The 22,698-nt window shown below is 60.9% G+C and carries 20 protein-coding genes; 7 read left to right on the top strand and 13 right to left on the bottom strand.

Features of this window, described 5'->3' with window-relative positions:
• Positions 1-12 precede the first annotated feature (12 nt).
• From ACA062_RS32090 to ACA062_RS32110, 5 genes are all read right to left on the bottom strand, one after another.
• On the bottom strand, positions 13-981 hold the full coding sequence (locus ACA062_RS32090; RefSeq protein WP_497454537.1) for a CDP-6-deoxy-delta-3,4-glucoseen reductase: 969 nt from the start codon (positions 979-981) through the stop codon (positions 13-15).
• Complete coding sequence (gene ubiD, locus ACA062_RS32095; protein WP_497454538.1) at positions 981-2,447, bottom strand: 4-hydroxy-3-polyprenylbenzoate decarboxylase; 1,467 nt, start codon at positions 2,445-2,447, stop codon at positions 981-983. The genes ACA062_RS32090 and ubiD overlap by 1 nt, the downstream gene beginning before the upstream one ends.
• A gap of 140 nt (positions 2,448-2,587) precedes the next feature.
• Positions 2,588-3,847, bottom strand: a complete 1,260-nt coding sequence (rho, locus tag ACA062_RS32100; protein WP_007942421.1) for a transcription termination factor Rho — start codon at positions 3,845-3,847, stop codon at positions 2,588-2,590.
• A 247-nt stretch (positions 3,848-4,094) separates the two neighbouring features.
• Positions 4,095-4,424, bottom strand: coding sequence for a thioredoxin TrxA (gene trxA, locus ACA062_RS32105; RefSeq protein ID WP_007899382.1), 330 nt, complete (start codon positions 4,422-4,424; stop codon positions 4,095-4,097).
• A gap of 122 nt (positions 4,425-4,546) precedes the next feature.
• On the bottom strand, positions 4,547-5,254 hold the full coding sequence (locus tag ACA062_RS32110; protein ID WP_497454539.1) for a FadR/GntR family transcriptional regulator: 708 nt from the start codon (positions 5,252-5,254) through the stop codon (positions 4,547-4,549).
• 255 nt (positions 5,255-5,509) lie between these two features.
• Here ACA062_RS32110 and ACA062_RS32115 point away from each other — a divergent pair, with 255 nt between their 5' ends.
• From ACA062_RS32115 to ppx, 5 genes are all read left to right on the top strand, one after another.
• Positions 5,510-6,295, top strand: coding sequence for a transporter substrate-binding domain-containing protein (locus tag ACA062_RS32115; protein WP_497454540.1), 786 nt, complete (start codon positions 5,510-5,512; stop codon positions 6,293-6,295).
• A 20-nt stretch (positions 6,296-6,315) separates the two neighbouring features.
• On the top strand, positions 6,316-6,996 hold the full coding sequence (locus ACA062_RS32120; protein WP_497454541.1) for an amino acid ABC transporter permease: 681 nt from the start codon (positions 6,316-6,318) through the stop codon (positions 6,994-6,996).
• Positions 6,993-7,643: an amino acid ABC transporter permease gene (locus ACA062_RS32125; protein WP_497454542.1), complete on the top strand. Its 651-nt coding sequence runs from the start codon at positions 6,993-6,995 to the stop codon at positions 7,641-7,643. Before ACA062_RS32120 ends, ACA062_RS32125 begins: the two co-directional genes overlap by 4 nt.
• A complete protein-coding gene (locus ACA062_RS32130; protein ID WP_150747920.1) occupies positions 7,630-8,367 on the top strand; it encodes an amino acid ABC transporter ATP-binding protein in 738 nt (245 codons plus the stop codon). The genes ACA062_RS32125 and ACA062_RS32130 overlap by 14 nt, the downstream gene beginning before the upstream one ends.
• A 235-nt stretch (positions 8,368-8,602) precedes the next feature.
• On the top strand, positions 8,603-10,105 hold the full coding sequence (gene ppx, locus ACA062_RS32135; protein ID WP_497454543.1) for an exopolyphosphatase: 1,503 nt from the start codon (positions 8,603-8,605) through the stop codon (positions 10,103-10,105).
• A 213-nt stretch (positions 10,106-10,318) separates the two neighbouring features.
• Here ppx and ppk1 read toward each other — a convergent pair whose 3' ends face one another.
• Positions 10,319-12,541, bottom strand: a complete 2,223-nt coding sequence (ppk1, locus tag ACA062_RS32140) for a polyphosphate kinase 1 (RefSeq protein ID WP_497454544.1) — start codon at positions 12,539-12,541, stop codon at positions 10,319-10,321.
• Between the two features lie 18 nt (positions 12,542-12,559).
• Positions 12,560-13,573 carry a porphobilinogen synthase gene (gene hemB, locus ACA062_RS32145; RefSeq protein ID WP_497454545.1) on the bottom strand — a complete coding sequence of 338 codons (1,014 nt, stop codon included), beginning with the start codon at positions 13,571-13,573 and terminating at the stop codon, positions 12,560-12,562.
• Between the two features lie 285 nt (positions 13,574-13,858).
• On the opposite strand from hemB, the gene ACA062_RS32150 reads away from it, so the two are divergent.
• Positions 13,859-14,491, top strand: a complete 633-nt coding sequence (locus tag ACA062_RS32150) for a DedA family protein (protein ID WP_497454546.1) — start codon at positions 13,859-13,861, stop codon at positions 14,489-14,491.
• Here ACA062_RS32150 and ACA062_RS32155 read toward each other — a convergent pair.
• Entirely contained in the window at positions 14,472-15,707 is a 1,236-nt protein-coding gene (locus ACA062_RS32155) for a sterol desaturase family protein (RefSeq protein ID WP_497454547.1), read from the bottom strand. The two genes, ACA062_RS32150 and ACA062_RS32155, sit on opposite strands and share 20 nt — an antisense overlap.
• Positions 15,708-15,822: 115 nt before the next feature.
• Here ACA062_RS32155 and elbB point away from each other — a divergent pair, with 115 nt between their 5' ends.
• Positions 15,823-16,491 (top strand): isoprenoid biosynthesis glyoxalase ElbB, encoded by a 669-nt coding sequence (gene elbB, locus ACA062_RS32160; protein WP_497454548.1) that lies wholly within the window; start codon positions 15,823-15,825, stop codon positions 16,489-16,491.
• 99 nt (positions 16,492-16,590) lie between these two features.
• Here elbB and ACA062_RS32165 read toward each other — a convergent pair whose 3' ends face one another.
• The 5 genes from ACA062_RS32165 to ACA062_RS32185 form a co-directional block, all read right to left on the bottom strand.
• Complete coding sequence (locus tag ACA062_RS32165) at positions 16,591-17,046, bottom strand: YaiI/YqxD family protein (RefSeq protein ID WP_138969457.1); 456 nt, start codon at positions 17,044-17,046, stop codon at positions 16,591-16,593.
• A 125-nt stretch (positions 17,047-17,171) separates the two neighbouring features.
• The gene (locus ACA062_RS32170; RefSeq protein WP_497454549.1) at positions 17,172-19,070 is read right to left on the bottom strand and encodes an FTR1 family protein; all 1,899 of its coding nucleotides are present in this window, start codon (positions 19,068-19,070) and stop codon (positions 17,172-17,174) included.
• Between the two features lie 242 nt (positions 19,071-19,312).
• Complete coding sequence (gene rhtB / locus ACA062_RS32175; RefSeq protein ID WP_497454550.1) at positions 19,313-19,945, bottom strand: homoserine/homoserine lactone efflux protein; 633 nt, start codon at positions 19,943-19,945, stop codon at positions 19,313-19,315.
• A 251-nt stretch (positions 19,946-20,196) separates the two neighbouring features.
• Complete coding sequence (locus ACA062_RS32180; protein ID WP_497454551.1) at positions 20,197-20,778, bottom strand: mechanosensitive ion channel domain-containing protein; 582 nt, start codon at positions 20,776-20,778, stop codon at positions 20,197-20,199.
• On the bottom strand, positions 20,778-22,688 hold the full coding sequence (locus ACA062_RS32185) for an ATP-binding cassette domain-containing protein (protein ID WP_497454552.1): 1,911 nt from the start codon (positions 22,686-22,688) through the stop codon (positions 20,778-20,780). The genes ACA062_RS32180 and ACA062_RS32185 overlap by 1 nt, the downstream gene beginning before the upstream one ends.
• Positions 22,689-22,698: the final 10 nt, after the last annotated feature.

The raw sequence follows: 22,698 nt of genomic DNA on the forward strand, positions 1-22,698 counted from the left end.
AGCCCGGGGCACTCAGGAACGTGGCGCGTAAGCGAACACATCGGCGCGCATCTGGTGGGCATCCATTCCTGCTTCGACCAGGGCGTCCAGCGTGCCGTAGACCATCGCCGGAGAGCCGCTGGCGTACACATGCAGGGATTTAAGATCTGGAAAGTCTTCGCACACGGCTTCATGCAACATGCCGCAGCGCCCCTGCCAGCCGCATTGATCGCTGACGACTTGATGCAGGAACAGATTGGGCAGTTGCAGCCATTCATCCCAATGTTCGATTGCATAAAAATCTTCAGGACGACGCACGCCCCAATACAGATGCACCGGGTGCTTGAAACCCGTGGCCTGGCAATGCTCGATCAGGCTATGGATCTGCCCCATGCCGGTACCCGCGGCGATCAGCACCAGCGGCCCCTCCGGCAACTCCGCCAGATGGGTATCGCCGAACGGCATCTCGATCCGCACCATCGAATTGCGTTGCAGTTGGTCGATCAAGCTCAGCGCACTGCTTTCGCGCGCCAATACGTGAATTTCCAGATCGCGCCCGCCATGGGGGGCCGAAGCCAGGGAGAACGCCGATTTCTCGCCATTCTCGCGCTCGATCATCAGGTACTGGCCGGCGTGATAGCGCGGCGGTTTGCCGGCCGGTGCCCGCAGACGCACGCGAAAGGTATCGCCGCCGACGTCCCTGCATTCAATGACCTGACACGACAAGCTGCGCACCGGCAATTCTCCCAGCGCGAGCACGCCATCCCACAGCACGATGCAGTCTTCCAGCGGCTCTGCTATGCAAGTGTAGAACTCGCCATGGTCGCGCACATTGCCGGTCTGTTCGACCCGCCCTTCCACCAGCAGTGCGGCGCACACATGGCAATTGCCGTTGCGACAGCTTTGCGGGCATTCATAGCCCAGGCGGCGTGCGCCATCGAGAATCCGCTCGCCGGGCAGAATCTCAAGCACTGCTCCGGAGGGCTGCAAGGTTACACGCATCAATCTATTCCTAACTGATTCCAGATGGCATCGATCCGCTGGGTCACGGCTTCGTCCTTGACGATCACCCGGCCCCACTCGCGAGTGGTTTCGCCCGGCCATTTATGCGTGGCATCGAGCCCCATCTTCGAGCCCAGGCCGGACACCGGCGAGGCGAAGTCGAGGTAGTCGATCGGCGTGTTGTCGATCATCACCGTGTCGCGCTTGGGGTCCATGCGCGTGGTGATGGCCCAGATCACGTCGTTCCAGTCCCGTGCGTTGATGTCGTCATCAGTGACGATAACGAACTTGGTGTACATGAACTGTCGCAAAAACGACCAGACACCGAGCATTACCCGCTTGGCGTGGCCGGGATACGACTTCTTCATGGTCACGATGGCCATGCGGTACGAGCAGCCTTCGGGCGGCAGGTAGAAGTCGGTGATCTCCGGGAACTGCTTCTGCAGGATCGGCACGAACACTTCATTCAACGCCACGCCGAGGATCGCCGGCTCATCCGGCGGACGGCCGGTGTAGGTGCTGTGGTAAATCGGCTTGATCCGGTGCGTGATGCGCTCAACGGTGAACACCGGGAAGCTGTCGACTTCGTTGTAGTAACCGGTGTGGTCGCCGTAGGGCCCTTCGTCGGCCATTTCGCCCGGATGGATCACACCTTCGAGGATGATCTCGGCAGTGGCCGGCACTTGCAGGTCATTGCCACGGCACTTCACCAGCTCGGTGCGATTGCCGCGCAACAGCCCGGCAAAGGCGTATTCGGAGAGGCTGTCCGGCACCGGCGTCACGGCACCGAGAATGGTCGCTGGGTCAGCACCCAGCGCCACGGACACCGGGAACGGCTGGCCCGGATGCTTCTCGCACCACTCACGGTAATCCAGGGCGCCGCCACGGTGACTGAGCCAGCGCATGATGACCTTGTTGCGGCCGATCACTTGTTGACGGTAGATGCCGAGGTTCTGGCGATCCTTGTTCGGGCCTTTGGTGACGGTCAGGCCCCAGGTGATCAGCGGGCCGACGTCGCCCGGCCAGCAGGTCTGCACCGGCAGCATCGCGAGGTCGACGTCGTCGCCTTCGATGACCACTTCCTGGCAGACCGCATCTTTGACCACCTTCGGAGCCATGGCGATGACCTTGCGGAAGATCGGCAGCTTGGACCAGGCATCCTTCAGGCCTTTCGGCGGCTCGGGTTCCTTGAGGAACGCCAGCAGCTTGCCGATCTCGCGCAATTCGCTGACCGCCTCTGCGCCCATGCCCAGCGCCACGCGCTCAGGGGTGCCGAACAGGTTGCCGAGCACCGGGATGTCATAACCCGTGGGTTTTTCGAAAAGCAGAGCCGGACCTTTGGCACGCAGGGTGCGGTCACAGACCTCAGTCATTTCGAGCACTGGGGACACCGGAACCTGGATGCGCTTGAGTTCGCCGCGCTTTTCCAGGCCGCTGATAAAGTCGCGCAAGTCGCGATACTGCATGCGTTAGCCTCGTTTTGGCCGTGGCGTTCGGGGGTGGCAGTTTAGCGCCGAACCCCTCTATTCAGAACCACGAACTGCCGGTTCATCAAAAATCAGATAGCAAAAAGCCGGGTTTCCCCGGCTTTAGTGCCCTTATCGACTTACTTGCGCTTCATCGACAGGAAGAACTCATCGTTGGTCTTGGTCGTTTTCAGCTTGTCGACCAGGAATTCGATGGCTGCGATTTCGTCCATCGGGTGCAGCAGCTTGCGCAGGATCCACATGCGTTGCAACTCGTCGTCGGCCGTCAGCAACTCTTCGCGGCGGGTGCCGGAACGGTTGATGTTGATCGCAGGGAACACACGTTTTTCAGCGATACGACGATCCAGCGGCAGTTCCATGTTGCCCGTGCCTTTGAATTCTTCGTAGATCACTTCGTCCATCTTCGAGCCGGTTTCAACCAGCGCGGTGGCGATGATGGTCAGCGAACCGCCTTCTTCGATGTTCCGCGCGGCACCGAAGAAACGTTTCGGTTTCTCCAGGGCGTGGGCATCGACACCACCGGTGAGCACTTTGCCGGAGCTCGGGATCACGGTGTTGTAGGCGCGAGCCAGACGGGTGATGGAGTCGAGCAGGATCACCACGTCTTTCTTGTGTTCGACCAGGCGCTTGGCCTTCTCGATCACCATTTCGGCAACCTGCACGTGGCGGGTTGGTGGCTCGTCGAACGTCGAGGCAACCACTTCGCCGCGCACGGTGCGCTGCATTTCGGTCACTTCTTCCGGACGTTCGTCGATCAGCAATACGATCAGATGAACTTCAGGATTGTTACGTGCGATGTTCGCCGCGATGTTCTGCAGCATGATGGTCTTACCGGCTTTCGGCGGTGCAACGATCAGGCCGCGCTGGCCTTTGCCGATCGGGGCGCACAGGTCGATGACACGACCGGTCAAGTCTTCGGTGGAACCGTTGCCGGCTTCCATCTTCATGCGCACGGTCGGGAACAGCGGGGTCAGGTTCTCGAAGAGAATCTTGTTTTTCGCGTTCTCGGGACGATCGTAATTGATCGTATCGACCTTGAGCAGTGCGAAATAACGCTCGCCTTCCTTTGGAGGGCGGATCTTGCCAACGATGGTGTCACCGGTGCGCAAGTTGAAGCGACGGATCTGGCTCGGCGAGACGTAGATGTCGTCCGGACCGGCGAGATAGGAAGCGTCAGCGGAGCGCAGGAAGCCGAAGCCGTCCTGGAGAATCTCCAGCACGCCATCACCGGAGATTTCCTCGCCGCTTTTCGCGTGCTTTTTGAGCAGGGAGAAAATCACGTCCTGCTTGCGCGAACGGGCCATATTTTCTATGCCCATCTGTTCGGCCAATTCGAGCAGTTCGGTAATCGGCTTTTGCTTGAGTTCAGTCAGATTCATATAGGAATGACGTAATCATTTATGGAGGGGGAAATTAAGCTTTTGGCTTAATGAGGCCGCGCCGCAGAGAAGGCGACAGGATCGCGTACTAATTCGAAAAGGAGTGCGTCGGCGACGGCTAGCAGGGGGCAATGGAGAAACCAGTGCGGGGCCGAATGTACCACCTGAGTTTCGGAGCGTCTAGCCCTCTATAACGAAAAAGCCCCGCGAAGTGCGGGGCCTTTTTTCGGACACTTTACGACGACGCTTAGATGTTGGCGTCGAGGAAAGCCGCCAGTTGCGACTTCGACAGTGCGCCGACCTTGGTCGCTTCGACGTTGCCGTTCTTGAACAGCATCAGCGTCGGGATCCCGCGCACGCCATGCTTGGCCGGGGTTTCCTGGTTTTCGTCGATGTTCAGTTTGGCAACCGTCAGCTTGCCGGCGTAGGTGCCAGCGATCTCGTCCAGTACCGGGGCGATCATTTTGCAAGGGCCGCACCACTCAGCCCAGTAGTCAACAAGCACAGGGCCAGCAGCCTTCAGTACTTCTTCTTCGAAGTTAGCGTCGGTGACGTGCTTGATAAGATCGCTGCTCATGGATGTCTCCGGGTTGTAAGCAATAAAAATCGTGGCCCATCATAGCCGCCCTTCCCGTGTTCAGGAAGCTGCAGATGATTGAGTCTCGCTATGGCGGTCCATGAGTTTGGGTATAGCTCAAGTCACGAGGTGGCGGGAGCGACGAAGGCAATTCCGGTGCGCAGGGCGGCGTTTCGCACATGCTCTTGCATGGCCTTCTGCGCGGCGCCGGACGCCCGCCGGGCCAGTGCGCGGAGGATTTTACGGTGCTCCTGCCAGGTTTCCATGGCCCGCTCGGCCCGGATGAACGGTAGCTTTTGGCTCTCCAGGAAGATATCGGCGCTGGCGGTCAGGATGCTCAGCATCGCGTGATTGCCGCTGGCCAGCAGGATGCGCCGGTGAAATTCGAAATCCAGCCGCGCCGCTGCCTCGAAGTCGCCGGCCTTCAGGTCGATGCGCATGGCGGCGACATTATCGTCCAGGGCATCGAGCTCGTGAGTGCTCAGGGTCACCGCCGCCAGGCCGGCCGCAAAGCCTTCCAGGGCATAGCGCAACTGGAATATATCCAGCGGCGAGGCTTGCGCCGCAAATGGCCAACTCAGCGCCGCGTCGCCTCGCGGCAAATCCACCGGCGACTGCACGAACACACCTTTGCCCGGCTGGATGCTGATCACTCCCAGGGCGCTCAAGGACGACAACGCCTCGCGTAGCGACGCCCGACTGACCCCCAATTGCAGCGCCAGGTCCCGTTGCGAGGGCAACGCGTCCCCCGGTCCGAAACCTTGTTCGGTGATCAGTTTGCGGATGGCTTGCAGCGCCACTTCAGGTACGGCTTGGGAAATCGAGTTCATGGTTTTCAGACGAACCAGGCGAATGAGCGGTTAGTTGTAAAGCTATTCGCGACGCCCGGCAAGTCGTGCCCCATGGGGGTTCGACGTCTTTCACCGATGCGCCAGGAGGGTGCGAAAGACGCCACAACTGTTCAGACCAGTAAGACCGAACAACCCCAGTAAAACCGCGGCCTGACACCCCTGGAATCCACTCTTGGCACGACCCGTGCTCTGTCGAATCGCAGAAATCACTTCCCGCCGATTCGGAGATTTGCCATGACCCAGCGTTACAGCGCCCTCCTCGCTGCTCTTTTTGCCAGCCTGATGCTGAGCCAGGCGCCCGCCCACGCCGACGGTCTGGAGGATGTGGTCAAGCGCGGTGTCCTCAAGGTTGCCGTGCCCCAGGACTTCCCGCCGTTCGGCTCGGTCGGCCCGGACATGAAGCCACGCGGCCTCGATGTCGACACCGCCAGACTGCTGGCCGACCAACTCAAGGTCAAACTCGAGCTGACCCCGGTCAACAGCACCAACCGCATTCCGTTCCTGACCACCGGCAAGGTCGACCTGGTGATCTCCAGCCTCGGCAAAAACCCCGAGCGCGAGAAGGTCATCGACTTCTCCAGCGCCTACGCCCCGTTCTACCTCGCCGTATTCGGCCCGCCGGATGCCGATATCAAAGGCCTGGACGACCTCAAGGGCAAGACCATCAGCGTCACCCGTGGCGCCATCGAAGACATCGAGCTGAGCAAAGTCGCGCCCGAAGGCGTGACCATCAAGCGCTTCGAAGACAATAACTCGACCATCGCGGCCTACCTCGCCGGGCAAGTCGACCTGATCGCCAGCGGCAACGTGGTGATGGTGGCGATCAGTGAACGCAACCCGAAACGCGTGCCGGCGCTGAAAGTGAAACTCAAGGATTCGCCGGTCTACGTCGGCGTTAACAAGAACGAGCCGGCACTGCTGGGCAAGGTCAACCAGATCCTCGCCACCGCCAAGACCGACGGCGCGCTGGAGAAAAACTCTCGGACCTGGCTCAAAGAGCCGCTGCCGGCCGATCTCTGATCGCCGCAGGGAGACTGAACATGTCCTATCAGTTCGACTTCATTCCAGTGGTGCAAAACACCGACCTGTTGCTGCGCGGTGCGCTGTTCACCCTTGAACTGACGGCCATCGGCGCGGTGCTCGGGGTCGGCCTGGGTATCATCGGGGCCCTGGTGCGGGCGTGGAATATTCGCCCGTTCTCCGGGATTTTCGGCGTCTACGTCGAGTTGATCCGCAACACGCCGTTTCTGGTGCAGTTGTTTTTCATCTTCTTCGGCCTGCCGTTCCTGGGTGTGCAGATTTCCGAATGGCAGGCGGCGGTGCTGGCGATGGTGATCAACCTCGGGGCCTATTCGACCGAGATCATCCGCGCCGGCATCCAGGCGATTCCTCGCGGTCAGCTGGAAGCCGCCGCTGCATTGGCGATGAGCCGCTTCGAAGCCTTCCGGCACGTGGTCCTGCTGCCAGCGCTGGGCAAGGTCTGGCCGGCCCTGAGCAGCCAGATCATCATCGTCATGCTGGGTTCGGCGGTCTGCTCGCAGATCGCCACCGAAGAACTGAGCTTCGCCGCCAACTTCATTCAGTCGCGCAACTTCCGCGCTTTTGAAACCTATGCCCTGACCACGCTGCTCTACCTGTGCATGGCTTTATTGATCCGCCAGTTGCTGAACTGGATTGGCCGCCGGTTTATATCAAGAAGCAGCGCGAGGACCAGCCAATGAGCGACTTCACCTTCTGGGACATCTTGCGCAACCTGCTCACGGGCCTGCAATGGACGCTGGCGTTGTCGCTGGTGGCGTTTATCGGCGGCGGGCTGATCGGCTTGCTGATCATGGTCATGCGCATTTCAAAAAAATCCCTGCCAAGCAATTTCGCCCGCACTTACATCGAACTGTTCCAGGGCACGCCGCTGTTGATGCAGCTGTTCCTGGTGTTCTTCGGCGTCGCGTTGGCCGGGGTGGAGATTTCACCATGGATGGCAGCGGCGATCGCCCTGACGCTGTTCACCAGCGCCTACCTGGCCGAGATCTGGCGCGGTTGCGTCGAATCGATCCCCAACGGCCAGTGGGAAGCTTCATCAAGCCTGGCGCTCAATCCTCTGGAGCAACTGCGCTACGTGATCCTGCCGCAAGCGCTGCGGATCGCCGTGGCACCGACCGTGGGCTTCTCGGTGCAGGTGGTCAAAGGCACCGCCGTCACCTCGATCATCGGCTTCACCGAACTGACCAAGACCGGCGGCATGCTCGCCAACGCGACCTTTGAGCCGTTCATGGTCTATGGCCTGGTGGCCCTCGGTTACTTCCTGCTCTGTTACCCCTTGTCCCTCAGTGCCCGCTACCTGGAAAGGAGACTGCATGCCTCTGCTTAGAATTTCGGCCCTGCATAAATATTATGGCGACCACCATGTGCTCAAAGGCATCGACCTGAGCGTCGAGGAAGGCCAGGTGGTGGCGATCATCGGCCGCAGCGGCTCGGGGAAATCCACCTTGCTGCGCACCTTGAATGGGCTGGAGTCGATCAACGACGGCGTGATCGAAGTCGACGGCGAATACCTCGACGCCGCCCGCGCCGACCTGCGCAGCCTGCGGCAGAAAGTCGGGATGGTGTTCCAACAGTTCAACCTGTTCCCGCACCTGACCGTGGGCGAAAACGTCATGCTTGCACCGCAAGTGGTGCAGAAAGTGCCAAAAGCCAGAGCCGCTGAACTGGCGCGGGAGATGCTGGAACGGGTTGGATTGGGGGAAAAATTCGATGCGTTTCCGGATCGGCTGTCCGGTGGGCAGCAACAACGGGTGGCGATTGCCCGGGCGTTGGCGATGTCGCCGAAGGTTTTGCTGTGTGATGAGATTACTTCGGCGCTGGACCCGGAACTGGTCAATGAAGTGCTGAGCGTGGTTCGGCAGTTGGCCAAAGAGGGCATGACCTTGATCATGGTCACCCATGAAATGCGTTTTGCCCGGGAGGTGGGGGATAAATTGGTGTTCATGCATCTGGGTAAGGTGCATGAGGTGGGGGATCCGAAGATTTTGTTTGCCAACCCGCAGACGGCGGAGCTGGCGAATTTCATCGGGACGGTCGAGGCGGCAGGCTGATAGTTCTTCAGCGCCTGTGATGGCCTAATCGCGGGCAAGCCCGCTCCCACAGGGTTCTGTGTTGAAACAGGATTGTGTGTTCGACGCAAAAGCATGTGGGAGCTGGCTTGCCCGCGATTGACCGCTCAGCGGTCACCTGCTTTCCTGTGTTGGATCAATGCTTTGAACTCTGCGCGTTGGCGGCAGCGTTTGATCGTGGCACGATGTCAGGGTTATCGACCGAGACCCCCTGACCATGCCGCAATCCCAAGCCAAGAATCTGTCCCTGATCGCCGCAATCGACCTGGGCTCCAACAGCTTTCACATGGTCGTGGCCAAGGCCCAGAACAGCGAAATCCGTATTCTCGAACGTCTCGGGGAGAAGGTTCAGCTGGCCGCGGGCATCGATGAAGAACGCCAGCTCAGCGAAGAATCCATGCAACGCGGGCTCGATTGCCTGAAGCGCTTTGCCCAACTGATCAATGGTATGCCGCCGGGTGCCGTGCGAATCGTCGGCACCAACGCCTTGCGTGAAGCCCGTAACCGCGTCGAATTCATCCGCCGCGCCGAAGAAATCCTCGGCCACCCGGTGGAAGTCATCTCCGGTCGTGAAGAAGCGCGCCTGATCTACCTCGGCGTGTCCCACACCCTCGCCGACACGCCGGGCAAGCGCCTGGTGGCCGACATTGGCGGTGGCAGTACCGAATTCATCATTGGCCAGCGCTTCGAGCCGTTGCTGCGCGAAAGCCTGCAGATGGGCTGCGTCAGCTTTACCCAGCGCTATTTCAAGGACGGCAAGATCACCCCGGCCCGCTATGCCCAGGCGTACACGGCAGCGCGGCTGGAGATCATGAGCATCGAACACGCCCTGCACCGCCTGACCTGGGATGAAGCCATCGGCTCCTCGGGCACCATCCGGGCCATCGGCCTGGCACTGAAGGCCGGCGGGCATGGCGCGGGCGAAGTCAACGCCGAAGGCCTGGCCTGGCTCAAGCGCAAGCTGTTCAAGCTCGGCGACGTCGAGAAGATCGACTTCGAAGGCATCAAGCCTGACCGCCGGGCGATCTTCCCGGCCGGCCTGGCGATTCTCGAAGCCATCTTCGATGCCCTTGAGCTGCAACGCATGGACCATTGTGAAGGCGCCCTGCGCGAAGGCGTGCTGTATGACCTTATGGGGCGTCATCACCACGAAGACGTCCGTGAGCGCACCCTCAGCTCGCTGATGGAGCGTTATCACGTCGACCTGGAACAAGCAGCGCGGGTCGAACGCAAGGCGTTGCACGCGTTCGACCAGGTGGCCGAGGATTGGGACCTGGATGACGGCATCTGGCGCGAACTGCTGGGCTGGGCCGCCAAGGTTCATGAAGTGGGCCTGGACATCGCTCACTATCACTACCACAAGCATGGCGCCTACCTGATCGAGCATTCGGACCTGGCGGGCTTCTCCCGCGAAGACCAGCTGATGCTCGCATTGCTGGTGCGCGGTCACCGACGCAATATTCCCCGGGACAAGTTTGCCGAGTTCGGCGATGAAGGCATCAAGCTGATTCGCCTGTGCGTGCTGCTGCGCTTTGCGATCCTGTTCCATCACATCCGCGGCACCCAGGAAATGCCTCAGGTCGTACTGCAGGCCAATGGCGACAGCCTGGATGTGCTGTTCCCGGAAAACTGGCTGGACGAAAACCAGCTGACCCAGGCCGACTTCGGCCTCGAAGCGGAATGGCTGACCCGGGTCGGGTTCACCCTGAACGTGCGCTAAGGCTGTCGCGATATTTGATGATTGGCGAATCTCCCGTAGGAGCTGCCGAAGGCTGCGATCTTTTGATCTTGCTTTTCAATGGCCAGAAAAGATCAAGATCAAAAGATCGCAGCCTGCGGCAGCTCCTACAGGGAACAGGTTCGGCATGAATAATCGGTGGAAATGAAAATGGCGATCCGCAGGGATCGCCATTTTTTTTACATCACGCCAGGGTTAACGCACAGGCAGAATCGGACTGCCCAAACGCTCCAGCAGCGTCGCCTGCGCACTGCGCGGGTTCTGGTTGCCGGTCGGTGTGTTGCGGATGTAGCGACCGTCCGCCTGCAGGCTCCAGCTATGGGTGTTGTCGGTCAGATACAGCTCCAGCTCCTTTTTGACCCGCATGATCAGCTTCTTGCCTTCCACCGGGAAGCAAGTCTCGACGCGCTTGTCGAGGTTGCGCTCCATCCAGTCGGCACTGGACAGGAACATCTGCTCCTCCCCGCCGTTAAGGAAGTAGAAGACCCGGGTGTGTTCCAGGAAGCGCCCGATGATCGAGCGCACGTGGATGTTGTGCGAAACCCCGGCGATGCCCGGCCGCAGGCAGCACATGCCGCGCACCACCAGATCGATACGCACCCCGGACTGACTGGCCTTGTACAGCGCGCGGATGATCTTCGGATCGGTCAGCGAGTTGAACTTGGCAATGATGTGCGCCGGTTTACCGTCGAGGGCGAACTGAGTCTCCCGGGCAATCATGTCGAGCATGCCCTTTTTCAGCGTGAACGGCGCATGCAGCAGCTTCTTCATGCGCAGGGTTTTACCCATGCCGATCAACTGGCTGAACAGTTTGCCGACGTCTTCACACAAGGCATCGTCGGAGGTCAGCAGGCTGTAGTCGGTGTACAGACGGGCGTTGGCCGCGTGGTAGTTGCCGGTACCCAAGTGAGCGTAACGGACAATTTCGCCGGCTTCACGCCGCAGAATCAGCATCATCTTGGCGTGGGTCTTGAAACCGACCACGCCGTAGATCACCACTGCACCGGCTGCTTGCAGGCGGCTGGCCAGTTGCAGGTTGGATTCTTCATCGAACCGCGCGCGCAATTCGATCACCGCGGTGACTTCCTTGCCGTTGCGCGCCGCATCGACCAGTGCATCAACGATTTCCGAGTTGGCGCCGGAGCGATACAGGGTCTGGCGCACCGCCAGGACGTGCGGGTCCTTGGCCGCCTGGCGCAGCAGGTCGACCACCGGGGTGAACGACTCGAACGGGTGCAGCAGCAGGATGTCCTGCTTGCTGATCACGCTGAAAATATTCTCGCTGTTCTGCAGCAGTTTCGGGATCTGCGGCGTGAACGGCAGGTATTGCAGTTCGCGCTGGCTGTCCAGGCCGGTGATGCTGAACAGTCGGGTCAGGTTGACCGGACCGTTGACCTGATACAGCTCGGTCTCGTGCAGGTTGAACTGCTTGAGCAAGTAGTCGGACAGTTGTTTCGGGCAGGTGTCGGCGACTTCCAGTCGCACCGCGTCACCGTAGCGGCGGGAGAACAATTCGCCGCGCAGGGCGCGAGCCAGGTCTTCCACATCTTCGGTATCGACGGAAAGGTCGGCGTTTCGGGTCAGCCGGAACTGGTAGCAGCCCTTGACCTTCATGCCCTGGAACAGGTCATCGGCGTGAGCATGGATCATCGACGACAGGAATACATAGTTGTCGCCAGGGCCGCCGACTTCTTCCGGCACCTTGATGACCCGAGGCAGCAGACGGGGTGCCGGGATGATCGCGAGACCGGAATCGCGACCGAAGGCGTCGATGCCTTCTAGCTCGACGATGAAGTTCAGGCTCTTGTTCACCAACAACGGGAACGGGTGCGTCGGGTCGAGGCCGATCGGGGTAATGATCGGCGCGATCTCATCGCGGAAGTAGCGGCGCACCCAGGTTTTGATCTTGGTGGTCCAGTGACGCCGGCGGATGAAGCGGACCTGATGCTTTTCCAGTTCCGGCAACAGAATGTCGTTGAGGATCGCGTACTGGCGGTCGACGTGACCGTGTACCAACTCGCTGATGCGGGCCAGGGCCTGATGCGGTTGCAGGCCATCCGCGCCGGCCTGCTCACGGGCGAAGGTGATCTGCTTCTTCAGGCCGGCCACACGGATCTCGAAGAACTCGTCCAGGTTGCTGGAGAAGATCAGCAGAAATTTCAGCCGCTCCAGCAACGGGTAGGACACATCCAGCGCCTGTTCCAGCACGCGGATGTTGAACTGCAATTGCGATAGCTCGCGATGGATGTACAGGCTGCTGTCATCCAGGCCGGGAATGGCAATCGCCGGCGTCGCCGCAGCAGGCTCGGCCACCACCGCCGCGGGAGCAGGCTCCAGTTCCGGCGGGGTTTCGTCGATTTGCTCCACCACAGGTTGAGCCTCTTTTACGGCGACTTCAGTGAGTCCTTCGGTAGTCATGGAATGTTCCTGGGAGGGCTATTGTTGCTCTCGTAACAATTGAGCGGCACGGACGGCAAAGTAAGTCAGGATGCCATCAGCGCCTGCACGTTTAAAAGCGGTCAGGGATTCGAGGATAACCCCTTCGCTCAACCAGCCATTCTGGATCGCTGCCATGTGCATGGCGTATTCGCCGCTGACTTGATAAACAAACGTCGGCACTTTGAATTCTTCTTTGACCCGATAGAGGATGTCCAGATACGGCATGCCTGGCTTGACCATGACCATGTCCGCGCCTTCTGACAAGTCCGCCGCAACCTCATGCAGGGCTTCGTTGCTATTGGCCGGGTCCATCTGATAGGAGGCCTTGTTGGCCTTGCCCAGGTTCAGCGCCGAACCCACGGCATCGCGGAACGGGCCGTAATAGGCGCTGGCGTACTTCGCCGAGTAGGCCATGATCCGCACATTGACGTGATCGGCCAGCTCGAGGGCTTCGCGGATCGCCTGGATGCGACCGTCCATCATGTCCGACGGGGCCACCACCTGAGCACCGGCTTCGGCGTGGGACAGGGCCTGCCTGACCAGTGCGTCGACCGTGATGTCGTTCTGCACGTAGCCTTGTTCGTCGAGAATGCCGTCCTGACCGTGGGTGGTGAACGGGTCCAGGGCAACGTCGGTGATCACCCCCAGCTCAGGGAACCGCGCACGCAACGCGCGGGTGGCGCGCTGGGCAATGCCGTCGGGGTTCCAGGCTTCGGCGGCGTCCAGGGATTTGAGTTCGGGTGGCGTCACCGGGAACAGGGCCACTGCAGGAATGCCCAACTCGACCCACTTGGCCGCTTCTTCCAGCAACAGATCGATGGTCAGGCGCTCGACGCCCGGCATCGAGGCCACCGCTTCGCGACGGTTTTCACCGTCCAGCACGAACACCGGCAAGATCAGGTCGTCGACGGTCAGAACGTTTTCACGGACCAGTCGACGCGAAAAATCATCACGACGGTTGCGTCGCAAGCGGGTTGCAGGAAACAAACGGTTGGCGGGGGTAAAGCTCACGGCAGACTCCTGAGCCCGCGCGGGGGGCGAGCGTGACAGTTATAAGCGACCATTATGACCGTCGTATTACAGTTATGTGCAGCCTGTGACCAGGGGGCGTTCGCAATTAGTTTCCCCGCCGCGCCGGGTCTGCTGTTGTGCAGGACAAGGCGCGAGAAGAGAACGCCTCCTGTAGTCGCATTCCATTCTCCTTGTAGGAAATGTTCACGTCGAGACACATTTGGACACTTTCATGAATGTGCACGAAGGGTTAGGCTGCGCGTTCATTTCGCCAGCATCCAGACAATGCTCCAACAATTTCTTCAGGAATTCGGCTACTTCGCCCTCTTTCTCGGCACGTTCTTCGAAGGCGAAACCATTCTGGTGCTCGCAGGCTTCCTCGCGTTCCGCGGATACATGGACCTCAAAGTGGTGATGATCGTGGCGTTCCTCGGCAGTTATGCCGGTGATCAGCTGTGGTATTTCCTGGGGCGCAAACACGGCCGCAAATTGCTGGCACGCAAACCGCGCTGGCAGTTGCTGGGCGACCGGGCGCTGGAACATATCCGCAGGCACCCGGACATCTGGGTCCTGAGTTTCCGCTTTGTTTATGGACTGCGCACGGTAATGCCGGTGGCGATCGGCCTGTCGGGCTATCCGCCGGGACGTTATCTGCTGCTCAACGGGATCGGTGCAGCGATCTGGGCTGCCGCGCTGGCTGCCGCGGCCTATCACTTCGGCGCGGTGCTCGAAGGCATGCTCGGCAGCGTCAAGAAGTACGAGCTGTGGGTGCTGGGCGCCCTGCTGGTCGTAGGCTTTTGTCTGTGGCTGCGGCGGCGCTTCAAGAATGCCCGTCTGGCGAAGAAAATCTACGCCGACGAGCAAGCCCTGAAAGCCGAACAAGCCAAAGCCGACGGTCCTAAGACGCCAGTCGAGTGAAGCGGTTTCTGCAACAGTAGAGACCGATAGCGCTGAGCAGGCTGTAACTGAGCAGCCCGACCCAGCCCACCGCACTGGCCGGCCACAGCCCGACCACTGGCGCCAGCCATACCAGCGGCAGGTTCGATGTCAGTCGCAGCAGCTCCAGCTTCAACGCCCACGGGCGATTCTCCAGGGCCACGCCCAACACGAACAAACCCAGCGCCACGGCACTCCAGCCGAGCACCAGGGCGGCGGTCGGCAGATGCTGCGCAAGGTTCATCAAGTAGCTGCCCAGCGCGATGTAGAAGCAAAACTGCAGCGCCACGTAAAGCTGCTGACGCCCGTCCAGCGGCACCTCGAACTTGCGGAACTGACTGAGGTCCGGTTTGTTCATCGGGTATTTCGCCGCCACATCCGCCGGCCGCCAACCGGTGCGCATGAACCAGATCCGCAGCTTGTCCCACCCGCTCCCGGCTCGCCGTGCGTCATCCCATAATTGCACGTAGAACTGCACGTTCGCCCACAACGGATTCCAGCTCGCCAGCGGCGTGGTCACGCCGAAAATCACCGGTTCGTTGTCGTCCTCTTCCTGGAACGAGCCAAATAGACGGTCCCAAATAATGAACACCCCGCCGTAGTTGCGATCCATGTAGAGAGCATTCTGTGCATGGTGAGCCCGATGATTGGACGGTGTGACGAAGAGCCACTCGAACCAGCCGAGCTTGGGAATGTGCCGGGTATGCACCCAGAACTGATACAGCAGGTTCAACGCGGCGACGCTGACGAACACCAGCAGCGGCACACCCAGCACGGCCATGGGCAGGTAAAAGATCCAGCTCAGGAGAAAGCCGGTGCTGGTCTGGCGCAGGGCGGTGGAGAGGTTGTAGTCCTCGCTCTGGTGATGCACCGAATGCGCCGCCCAGAGGATATTGCGCTCGTGGCCCAGGCGATGCAGCCAGTAGTAGCAGAAGTCGTACAGGACGAAGGCGAATACCCAGACCCAGACACGGTCGGCCGCGAGCTCGAACAGCGCCAGATGCTTAAGGGCAAATGCGTAGGTGACCAGGCCGACACCCTTGGTCAACAAGCCCGTGGTGGTCGACAGAACGCCGGTGCTGATGCTGTTGATCGCGTCGGCCACCCGGTAGTTGCTCCCGCCGCGCCAACGGTCGGCCAGCAGCTCGAGGGCGATCAGCACAAAGAAAAACGGCACCGCATACAGAATGAAGTCCATGACGCGCCCTGATCGGAGTCTTGAGGACAGATCCTATGTGTAGTCGCGAATTATCCCTATGGCAACGAGTGACAAATTAGTGGACATTTAACGCCATGAATCTGGAGAAAAGCCCATGAGCAAAAAAATTGCAGTGATCCTTTCCGGCTGTGGCGTGTACGACGGCGCCGAGATCCACGAGAGCGTGATTACCCTGCTGCGCCTGGACCAGCGTGGCGCCCAAGTGCAGTGTTTCGCCCCGAATATTGCGCAGTTGCATGTAATCAACCACCTGACCGGCGAAGAAATGCCCGAGTCGCGCAATGTACTGGTGGAGTCCGCGCGAATCGCCCGGGGCAACATCAAGGATATTCGCGAAGCGGACGTTGAAGAATTCGATGCGCTGATCGTTCCCGGGGGGTTCGGCGCGGCCAAGAACCTCTCCAACTTCGCCATCGAAGGCGCGGGCTGCACCGTGCAGCCGGAAGTCCTGGCGCTGGCCGAAGCCTTTGCCGAAGCGGGCAAACCGGTCGGGCTGATCTGCATCTCGCCGGCGCTGGCGGCGAAAATCTATGGGCCGGGCGTGACCTGCACCATCGGTAATGATGCCGACACGGCCGCCGCGATGAACAAGATGGGGGCGACACACGCGGAATGCGCGGTGACTGAAATCGTTGAAGACAAGGCGCGCAAGCTGGTCAGTACTCCGGCATACATGCTGGCGCAAAGCATCAGCGAAGCAGCCTCCGGCATCAACAAACTGGTCGACCGCGTGCTCGAACTGACCCACGAAAACGACGCCTGACACGGTTCCCCTGTAGGAGCTGGCTTGCCAGCGAAGGCGATCTGACAGTCAACAAATTATGTGTTGAATGGAAGGGCCTCTTCGCTGGCAAGCCAGCTCCTACAGGGGGCGCGATAACCGGGTGAGGATCCGGTCAAGCGCATTGGCAAACGCCTGCTTCTCGCGCTCGCCAAACGGCGCCGGGCCGCCGCTCATCTGCCCCTGCTCACGCAAATCGGTGAACAGATTGCGCACCGCGAGTCGATCGCCCATGTTCTGTGCATCGAACTCCTTGCCACGCGGGTCCAGCGCTGCAACCCCCTTCTTCACCAGCCGGTCCGCCAGCGGCACATCGCTGCAAATCACCAGCTCACCGGGAACCGCGTGCTCCACCAGGTAGTCGTCGGCCGCATCCGGACCACTGGGCACCACGATCAGCTTCACCAGGGCCAGGCCCGGCTTGATCTGCGGCTGCCCGGCCACCAGTACTACTTCGAACTGGCGCTTGAGGGCGAACTTCACCACCAGATCCTTGGCGGCCCGGGGGCAGGCGTCGGCATCGATCCACACACGCATCATATTTTTCCTCTATTGAAAAGCATCGCGGGCAAGCCCGCTCCCACAAGGTTAACGCTAAACCCTGTGGGAGCGGTGGTGCGGCGATCCGACTTGCCCGCGATGATGAGCGCAGCGAATGCTGTTTAAGAAACCTGCTCCCGCCGCTTCTCAGCCATCCGGCTACGACTGTACAGCACGATGATCGCCAGGATCGCCACCACCTGCGCACTCAGCGAATACGCATCCGCGTGGATCCCCAGCCAGTCGAAGTCAAAGAACGGCACCGGTCGCGTGCCGAAGATCCCGGCTTCCTGCAACGCCTTCACGCCGTGCCCGGCAAACACCACCGATAGCGCGCACAGCAGCCCGGCGTTGATGCTGAAGAACAACGACAGCGGCAATTTCGCCGAGCCGCGCAGGATCACCCAGGCCAAGCCGACCAGCAACACCAGCGCCGTCGCACCACCGGCCAGCACCGCGTCATGACCTGCCGGGCCGGCCTGTAGCCACAGGGTTTCATAGAACAGGATCACTTCGAACAGTTCGCGATACACCGAGAAGAACGCCAGGGTCGCAAACCCGAAACGCCCGCCGCCGCCCACCAGGCTGCTCTTGATGTAATCCTGCCAGGCGGCTGCATGGCGACGGTCGTGCATCCACACGCCGAGCCAGAGCACCATGACGGCGGCAAACAGCGCCGTCGCACCTTCGAGCAACTCGCGCTGCGAGCCGCTGACGTCGATCACGTACGCCGCCAGTGCCCAGGTCCCGAGGCCAGCCAACAAGGCCAGGCCCCAGCCGACGTTGACGCTGCGCACCGCCGATTGCTGGCCGGTATTGCGCAGGAACGCGAGGATCGCTGCCAGTACCAGGATCGCTTCCAGTCCTTCGCGCAGCAGGATCAGCAAGCCGGAGATATAACTCAGGGACCAGCTCAAACCATCGCTGCCCAACAGGCCGGCGGCTTCCTTCAACTTGGCCTTGGCCGCGTCCAGGCGCAGCTGGGCCTGGGCCACAGGCAGCCCATCCTGCAACGATTGGCGGTAAGCCATCAGGGATTTTTCAGTGTCTTTGCGCACGTTGGCGTCGACGTTGTCCAGGGAGCTTTCGACCAGTTCAAAGCCTTCCAGGTACGCCGCCACTGACAGGTCGTAGGCCTGATCATGATCGCCGGCCCGATAAGCCGCGATGCTCTTGTCCAGGGTCTCGGCGGTGTAGTCGAGCAATTGCGCCGGGCCACGCTTGACCTGTGGCGGTTGCGCGCGCTGGGCACGGAAGGTCGCCGCGGCTTGCGGACCGTCGACGGCCTGTACTTCTGCCGGCGTCTGACGTGCCAGATCCGCGATGTTGTAGGCCTGTGCATTTTTGGCGGCGGCCGGATCGGCACTGAAACTGGCGATGTAAGTCGCCAGGTCCCAACGCTGGCGATCGTCCAGCTGATCGGCAAAGGCCGGCATGTCGGTGCCTTCCACACCCAGGCCCAAGGTGTTGTAGATCGCGTAGAGGCTCAGGTGGTCCAGGCGCGCCGCATCACGTAGATTGGCCGGCGGCGGTGTCAGGCCGACACCTGCGGGGCCATCGCCGGCACCCGTATCGCCATGGCAGACCGAACAGTGCTGGGCGTACAGCGGCGCTCCGCGAGTCGGGTCCGGGGTGATGATCGGAGCCTGGCTGACTTCATAGGCCACTGCCAGCTTCGCCCCGAGTTGCCGTGCCTGACGGGCGACATCCGCGCCATCCTGACGCGCCACGATGGCGCTACGCAGCGCACCGACGCCCTGCTCCAGCCCGGCCTTCTCCGGCTTGGCCGGCATCGCGACGATCAAGCCTTGCAGCACCTTGATGAATTCCAGCTGCTCGCGGTATTCGGACTCATCGATGACCTTGCCCGCTTGCACGGTTTGCGGATAGTCCGCGCCAATGTAATCAAGCAAATGCAGGGCTTGCGGCGCGCCTTCCACGGTGTCGGCCAGCAGATTGAAACTGCACAGCGCCAACAATGGCAATACCAGCCAGGCCAGAAAACGGGACGGGGCAGTCATGAATGAATCTCAATTGGAAATACGAAGTAACACATTGTTCACTTCCAATGCCATTCACTCAAGCTTTGTTCGCTGATATCGCGACGCCTGCAAAAAAAAACCCTGTGGGAGCGAACTCGCTCGCGATGGTCTCAAGGGCAACGCGTCTATTCAGAAGAAACGCGTTACCGTTGACGTCCATCGCGAGCGAGCTCGCTCCTACAGGGTATTAATCGAAGGTCGGTTGTTTGTGGCCGACCGATTCAGACAGCGGCTTTACGCAGGGTCGCCATGAACGCCGCCGCGCCAATGAACAGGCCGGCAAACGTGCGGTTCATACGTCGTTGCTGTTTGGGTGTACGCAGCATCCGCAGCACCTTGGACGCCAGCCCGGTGTAACCGGCCATGACAATCAAGTCCACAAAGACCATGGTCACACCGATGATCAGGTATTGAGCCAGCAGCGGTGCGTGAGGGTCGATGAACTGCGGCAACACCGCCAGCATGAACACCAGCGCCTTGGGGTTGCTGATGTTCACCAGAAAACCACGGAATACCAAAGCCATCGGCTTACCGATCTGCCGCACGGCCGCGTCATCACTCATGTCGCTGGGCAGCGCTCGCCATTGCTTGATCGCGAGGAAAACCAGATAGGCCACGCCGAACCATTTGATCGCGTAGAAGGCCGTGGCCGAAGCGGTGAGAATGGCGCCCACACCGGCGCCGACAATCGCGATCTGCACCGCCAGGCCCAATTGCAGGCCCAGGGCGTTCCAGTAACCGCGCCAGAAACCGTATTGCAGACCACTGGACATCGACGCAATGGCGCCGGCACCGGGAGACAGGCTGATCACCCAGCAGGCGGCAAAAAACGCCAGCCATGTTTGAAGCTCCATTGCACACCTCGACTCGGACTCGTGACAGATGTCTAAGCTAATGCGGCTTTGGGCTGGTGACTATCGATTTTTTGTAGGATGTTGCGAGTGCCTTCCAGCGCTCGGGGCTTGAAGGGCAAATCGTCTGACGGACCGCCATCGCGGGCAAGCCCGCTCCCACAGGGTCTGTGTCGTTCACACTATTGGCGAACGACACGAACTCTGTGGGAGCGGGCTTGCCCGCGATGGCGGTGCATCAGGCGACAGAAGACTTACTTTTCAAACCCACCGGACGAGAATACATCCGTGCCCCGCCAGCGCCGAACCGAACGCTGGAAGAACAGGCTGTTCGGCACTTGCACCATGGCGCTGCCGGTGCCGAGCTCTTCGGCTTCGATCAAGGTGGTGTAGAGCAGATTGATCGCCACCACCCGCCCCTTGACCCCGAGCTTGTCGGTGGTGTCCACCAGCTCGACCACGTCACCGATGCGGAACGGTCCGACGGTATAGATCAGAATGGCGCAGAGCAGGTTGGAGAGCACGCTCCACATGGCGAAGAACGCCACCGCCGCCACCGCGACAAAGCCGGACAACGCCGTCCAGAGCACCGTGGCCGACACCCCGAGGCGTTCCAGGACGAAGATCAGCGCACTGCCCATGATCAGCCAGCGCAGACCACCGCGCAGCGGCATCAGCAACTGCGGCGGCAATGGATAGCGCTCGCCCAGGCGGGTCAGGCACTTGGCGACGAAGCGTTGGGCGATATAACCCGCCAACAAGATCAGGAGGATTTGCCCGAAGAGCCAGAGCGGCTCGATCCACATCGCCGCCAGCGGCAGCTTGAAGGCCTCCATCAGGACAGCGCCTCCAGCTCCGCCTGCATGCTTTCGAGCAACTCCAGGGCTTCCATCCAGGCTTCTTCCAGCTCGGCTTCACGCACTTTCAGCCTGGCCTGTTCGGCCAGCAGATCACGCAATTCGTTCTTGCGTGCCGGTTCGTAAATGTCGCTGTCGCCAAGGCTGGCATCGATTTTCGCCAGTTTCTCGTGCAGCTTGCCCAGCTCGGCTTCGAGCTTGTCGGCCTCGCGCTTGTGCGGGGCCAGTTGCTGACGCAGCGCCGCTGCGGCCTGGCGCTGGGCTTTCTTGTCGGTCTTGTCGGGATTGACCGGGGTATTACTGACCGGGGCATTGCGCTGACGGTACTCCACCAGCCACCGGGTGTAGTCTTCGAGGTCGCCGTCGAACTCCTCGACCTTGCCGTCCGCCACCAGGTAGAAATTGTCGGTGGTGCTTTTAAGCAGATGACGATCGTGGGAGACCACCAGTACCGCACCGGTGAATTCCTGCAGCGCCATGGTCAGCGCCAGGCGCATCTCCAGGTCCAGGTGGTTGGTCGGTTCGTCGAGCAGCAACAGGTTCGGCCGACCCCAGGCGATCAACGCCAAGGCCAGGCGGGCCTTCTCGCCACCGGAGAAATTCAGCACTGGCTCGTCGATCCGCGCGCCACGGAAGTCGAAACCGCCGAGGAAGTCACGCAGGGTCTGCTCGCGCTCGGTGGGCGCCAGGCGCTGCATGTGCAGCAACGGGCTGGCCTTGGAGTCGAGCGAGTCCAGCTGATGCTGGGCGAAGTAACCGACCACGGTGTTCTCGCCACGGGTCAGTCGACCGGACAAAGGCTCGAGATCACCGGAGAGGTTCTTGATCAGGGTCGATTTACCTGCACCGTTGGGGCCGAGCAGGCCGATCCGCGCGCCGGGGGTCAGTTGCAGCCTGACCTTCTCCAGCACGGTTTTGTCGCCATAGCCCAAACGAGCATCGGACAGGTCGATCAACGGACTGGAGATCTTCGTCGACTCGCGAAAGACAAAGTCGAACGGCGAATCGACGTGGGCAGCGGACAATTCTTCCATCCGCTCCAGCGCCTTGATCCGGCTTTGTGCCTGACGGGCCTTGGTGGCCTGGGCCTTGAAGCGGGCGATGTAGCTTTCCATGTGCGCACGTTGCACCTGCTGCTTCTCGTACGCCTGCTGTTGCTGGGCCAGACGCTCGGCGCGGGCGCGTTCGAACGCGGTATAACCACCGCGGTACAGGGTGATCTTGCGTTGATCGACGTGCGCCACGTGATCGACCACGGCATCGAGGAAGTCGCGGTCGTGGGAAATCAGCATCAAGGTGCCAGGATAGCTTTTGAGCCAGTCTTCGAGCCAGATGATGGCGTCGAGATCCAGGTGGTTGGTCGGCTCATCGAGCAGCAACAGGTCCGACGGGCACATCAAAGCCTGCGCCAGATTCAGACGCATCCTCCAGCCACCGGAGAAATCTCCTACCTGTCGATCCATCTGATCGTTGGTGAATCCCAAACCGGCCAGCAGCTTGCGCGCTCGGGCATCGGCGGTGTAACCGTCGGCACTGTCGAGCTCGGCATGCAGGCGGGCCTGAGCGGCACCGTCATGGGCCGCTTCGGCGGCGGCGAGGTCGCGTTGCACCTCGCGCAGGCGCAGGTCGCCATCGAGCACGTAGTCGACCGCGATCCGATCGAGGGTGTCGATCTCCTGGCGCATGTGGGCGATGCGCCAGTCCGCCGGCAGGAAGCAATCACCCGAGTCCGGGTGCAGGTCACCCAGGAGCAAGGCGAACAGGCTCGATTTGCCGGCGCCGTTGGCACCGATGAGGCCAGCTTTGTGGCCGGCGTGCAGGGTCAGCTCGGCGTCTTCTAGCAGACGTTGCGGGCCACGCTGTAAAGTCAGGTTCTGAAGTCGAATCATAATGGCGGCG

It is taken from the genome of Pseudomonas sp. LBUM1679 (assembly GCF_059695565.1).

What these genes read in the sequence shown, in the direction of transcription:
- rhtB (WP_497454550.1), bottom strand. Translation starts at nt 19,945, where the DNA reads ATGGAGCTTCAAACATGGCTGGCGTTTTTTGCCGCCTGCTGGGTGATC.
- ppx (WP_497454543.1), top strand. Translation starts at nt 8,603, where the DNA reads ATGCCGCAATCCCAAGCCAAGAATCTGTCCCTGATCGCCGCAATCGAC.
- ACA062_RS32180 (WP_497454551.1), bottom strand. Translation starts at nt 20,778, where the DNA reads ATGGAGGCCTTCAAGCTGCCGCTGGCGGCGATGTGGATCGAGCCGCTC.
- ACA062_RS32170 (WP_497454549.1), bottom strand. Translation starts at nt 19,070, where the DNA reads ATGACTGCCCCGTCCCGTTTTCTGGCCTGGCTGGTATTGCCATTGTTG.
- ACA062_RS32155 (WP_497454547.1), bottom strand. Translation starts at nt 15,707, where the DNA reads ATGGACTTCATTCTGTATGCGGTGCCGTTTTTCTTTGTGCTGATCGCC.
- ACA062_RS32090 (WP_497454537.1), bottom strand. Translation starts at nt 981, where the DNA reads ATGCGTGTAACCTTGCAGCCCTCCGGAGCAGTGCTTGAGATTCTGCCC.
- ACA062_RS32150 (WP_497454546.1), top strand. Translation starts at nt 13,859, where the DNA reads ATGCTCCAACAATTTCTTCAGGAATTCGGCTACTTCGCCCTCTTTCTC.
- elbB (WP_497454548.1), top strand. Translation starts at nt 15,823, where the DNA reads ATGAGCAAAAAAATTGCAGTGATCCTTTCCGGCTGTGGCGTGTACGAC.
- ppk1 (WP_497454544.1), bottom strand. Translation starts at nt 12,541, where the DNA reads ATGACTACCGAAGGACTCACTGAAGTCGCCGTAAAAGAGGCTCAACCT.
- ACA062_RS32185 (WP_497454552.1), bottom strand. Translation starts at nt 22,688, where the DNA reads ATGATTCGACTTCAGAACCTGACTTTACAGCGTGGCCCGCAACGTCTG.
- ACA062_RS32120 (WP_497454541.1), top strand. Translation starts at nt 6,316, where the DNA reads ATGTCCTATCAGTTCGACTTCATTCCAGTGGTGCAAAACACCGACCTG.
- ACA062_RS32115 (WP_497454540.1), top strand. Translation starts at nt 5,510, where the DNA reads ATGACCCAGCGTTACAGCGCCCTCCTCGCTGCTCTTTTTGCCAGCCTG.
- ACA062_RS32125 (WP_497454542.1), top strand. Translation starts at nt 6,993, where the DNA reads ATGAGCGACTTCACCTTCTGGGACATCTTGCGCAACCTGCTCACGGGC.
- ACA062_RS32130 (WP_150747920.1), top strand. Translation starts at nt 7,630, where the DNA reads ATGCCTCTGCTTAGAATTTCGGCCCTGCATAAATATTATGGCGACCAC.
- trxA (WP_007899382.1), bottom strand. Translation starts at nt 4,424, where the DNA reads ATGAGCAGCGATCTTATCAAGCACGTCACCGACGCTAACTTCGAAGAA.
- ACA062_RS32165 (WP_138969457.1), bottom strand. Translation starts at nt 17,046, where the DNA reads ATGCGTGTGTGGATCGATGCCGACGCCTGCCCCCGGGCCGCCAAGGAT.
- rho (WP_007942421.1), bottom strand. Translation starts at nt 3,847, where the DNA reads ATGAATCTGACTGAACTCAAGCAAAAGCCGATTACCGAACTGCTCGAA.
- ubiD (WP_497454538.1), bottom strand. Translation starts at nt 2,447, where the DNA reads ATGCAGTATCGCGACTTGCGCGACTTTATCAGCGGCCTGGAAAAGCGC.
- ACA062_RS32110 (WP_497454539.1), bottom strand. Translation starts at nt 5,254, where the DNA reads ATGAACTCGATTTCCCAAGCCGTACCTGAAGTGGCGCTGCAAGCCATC.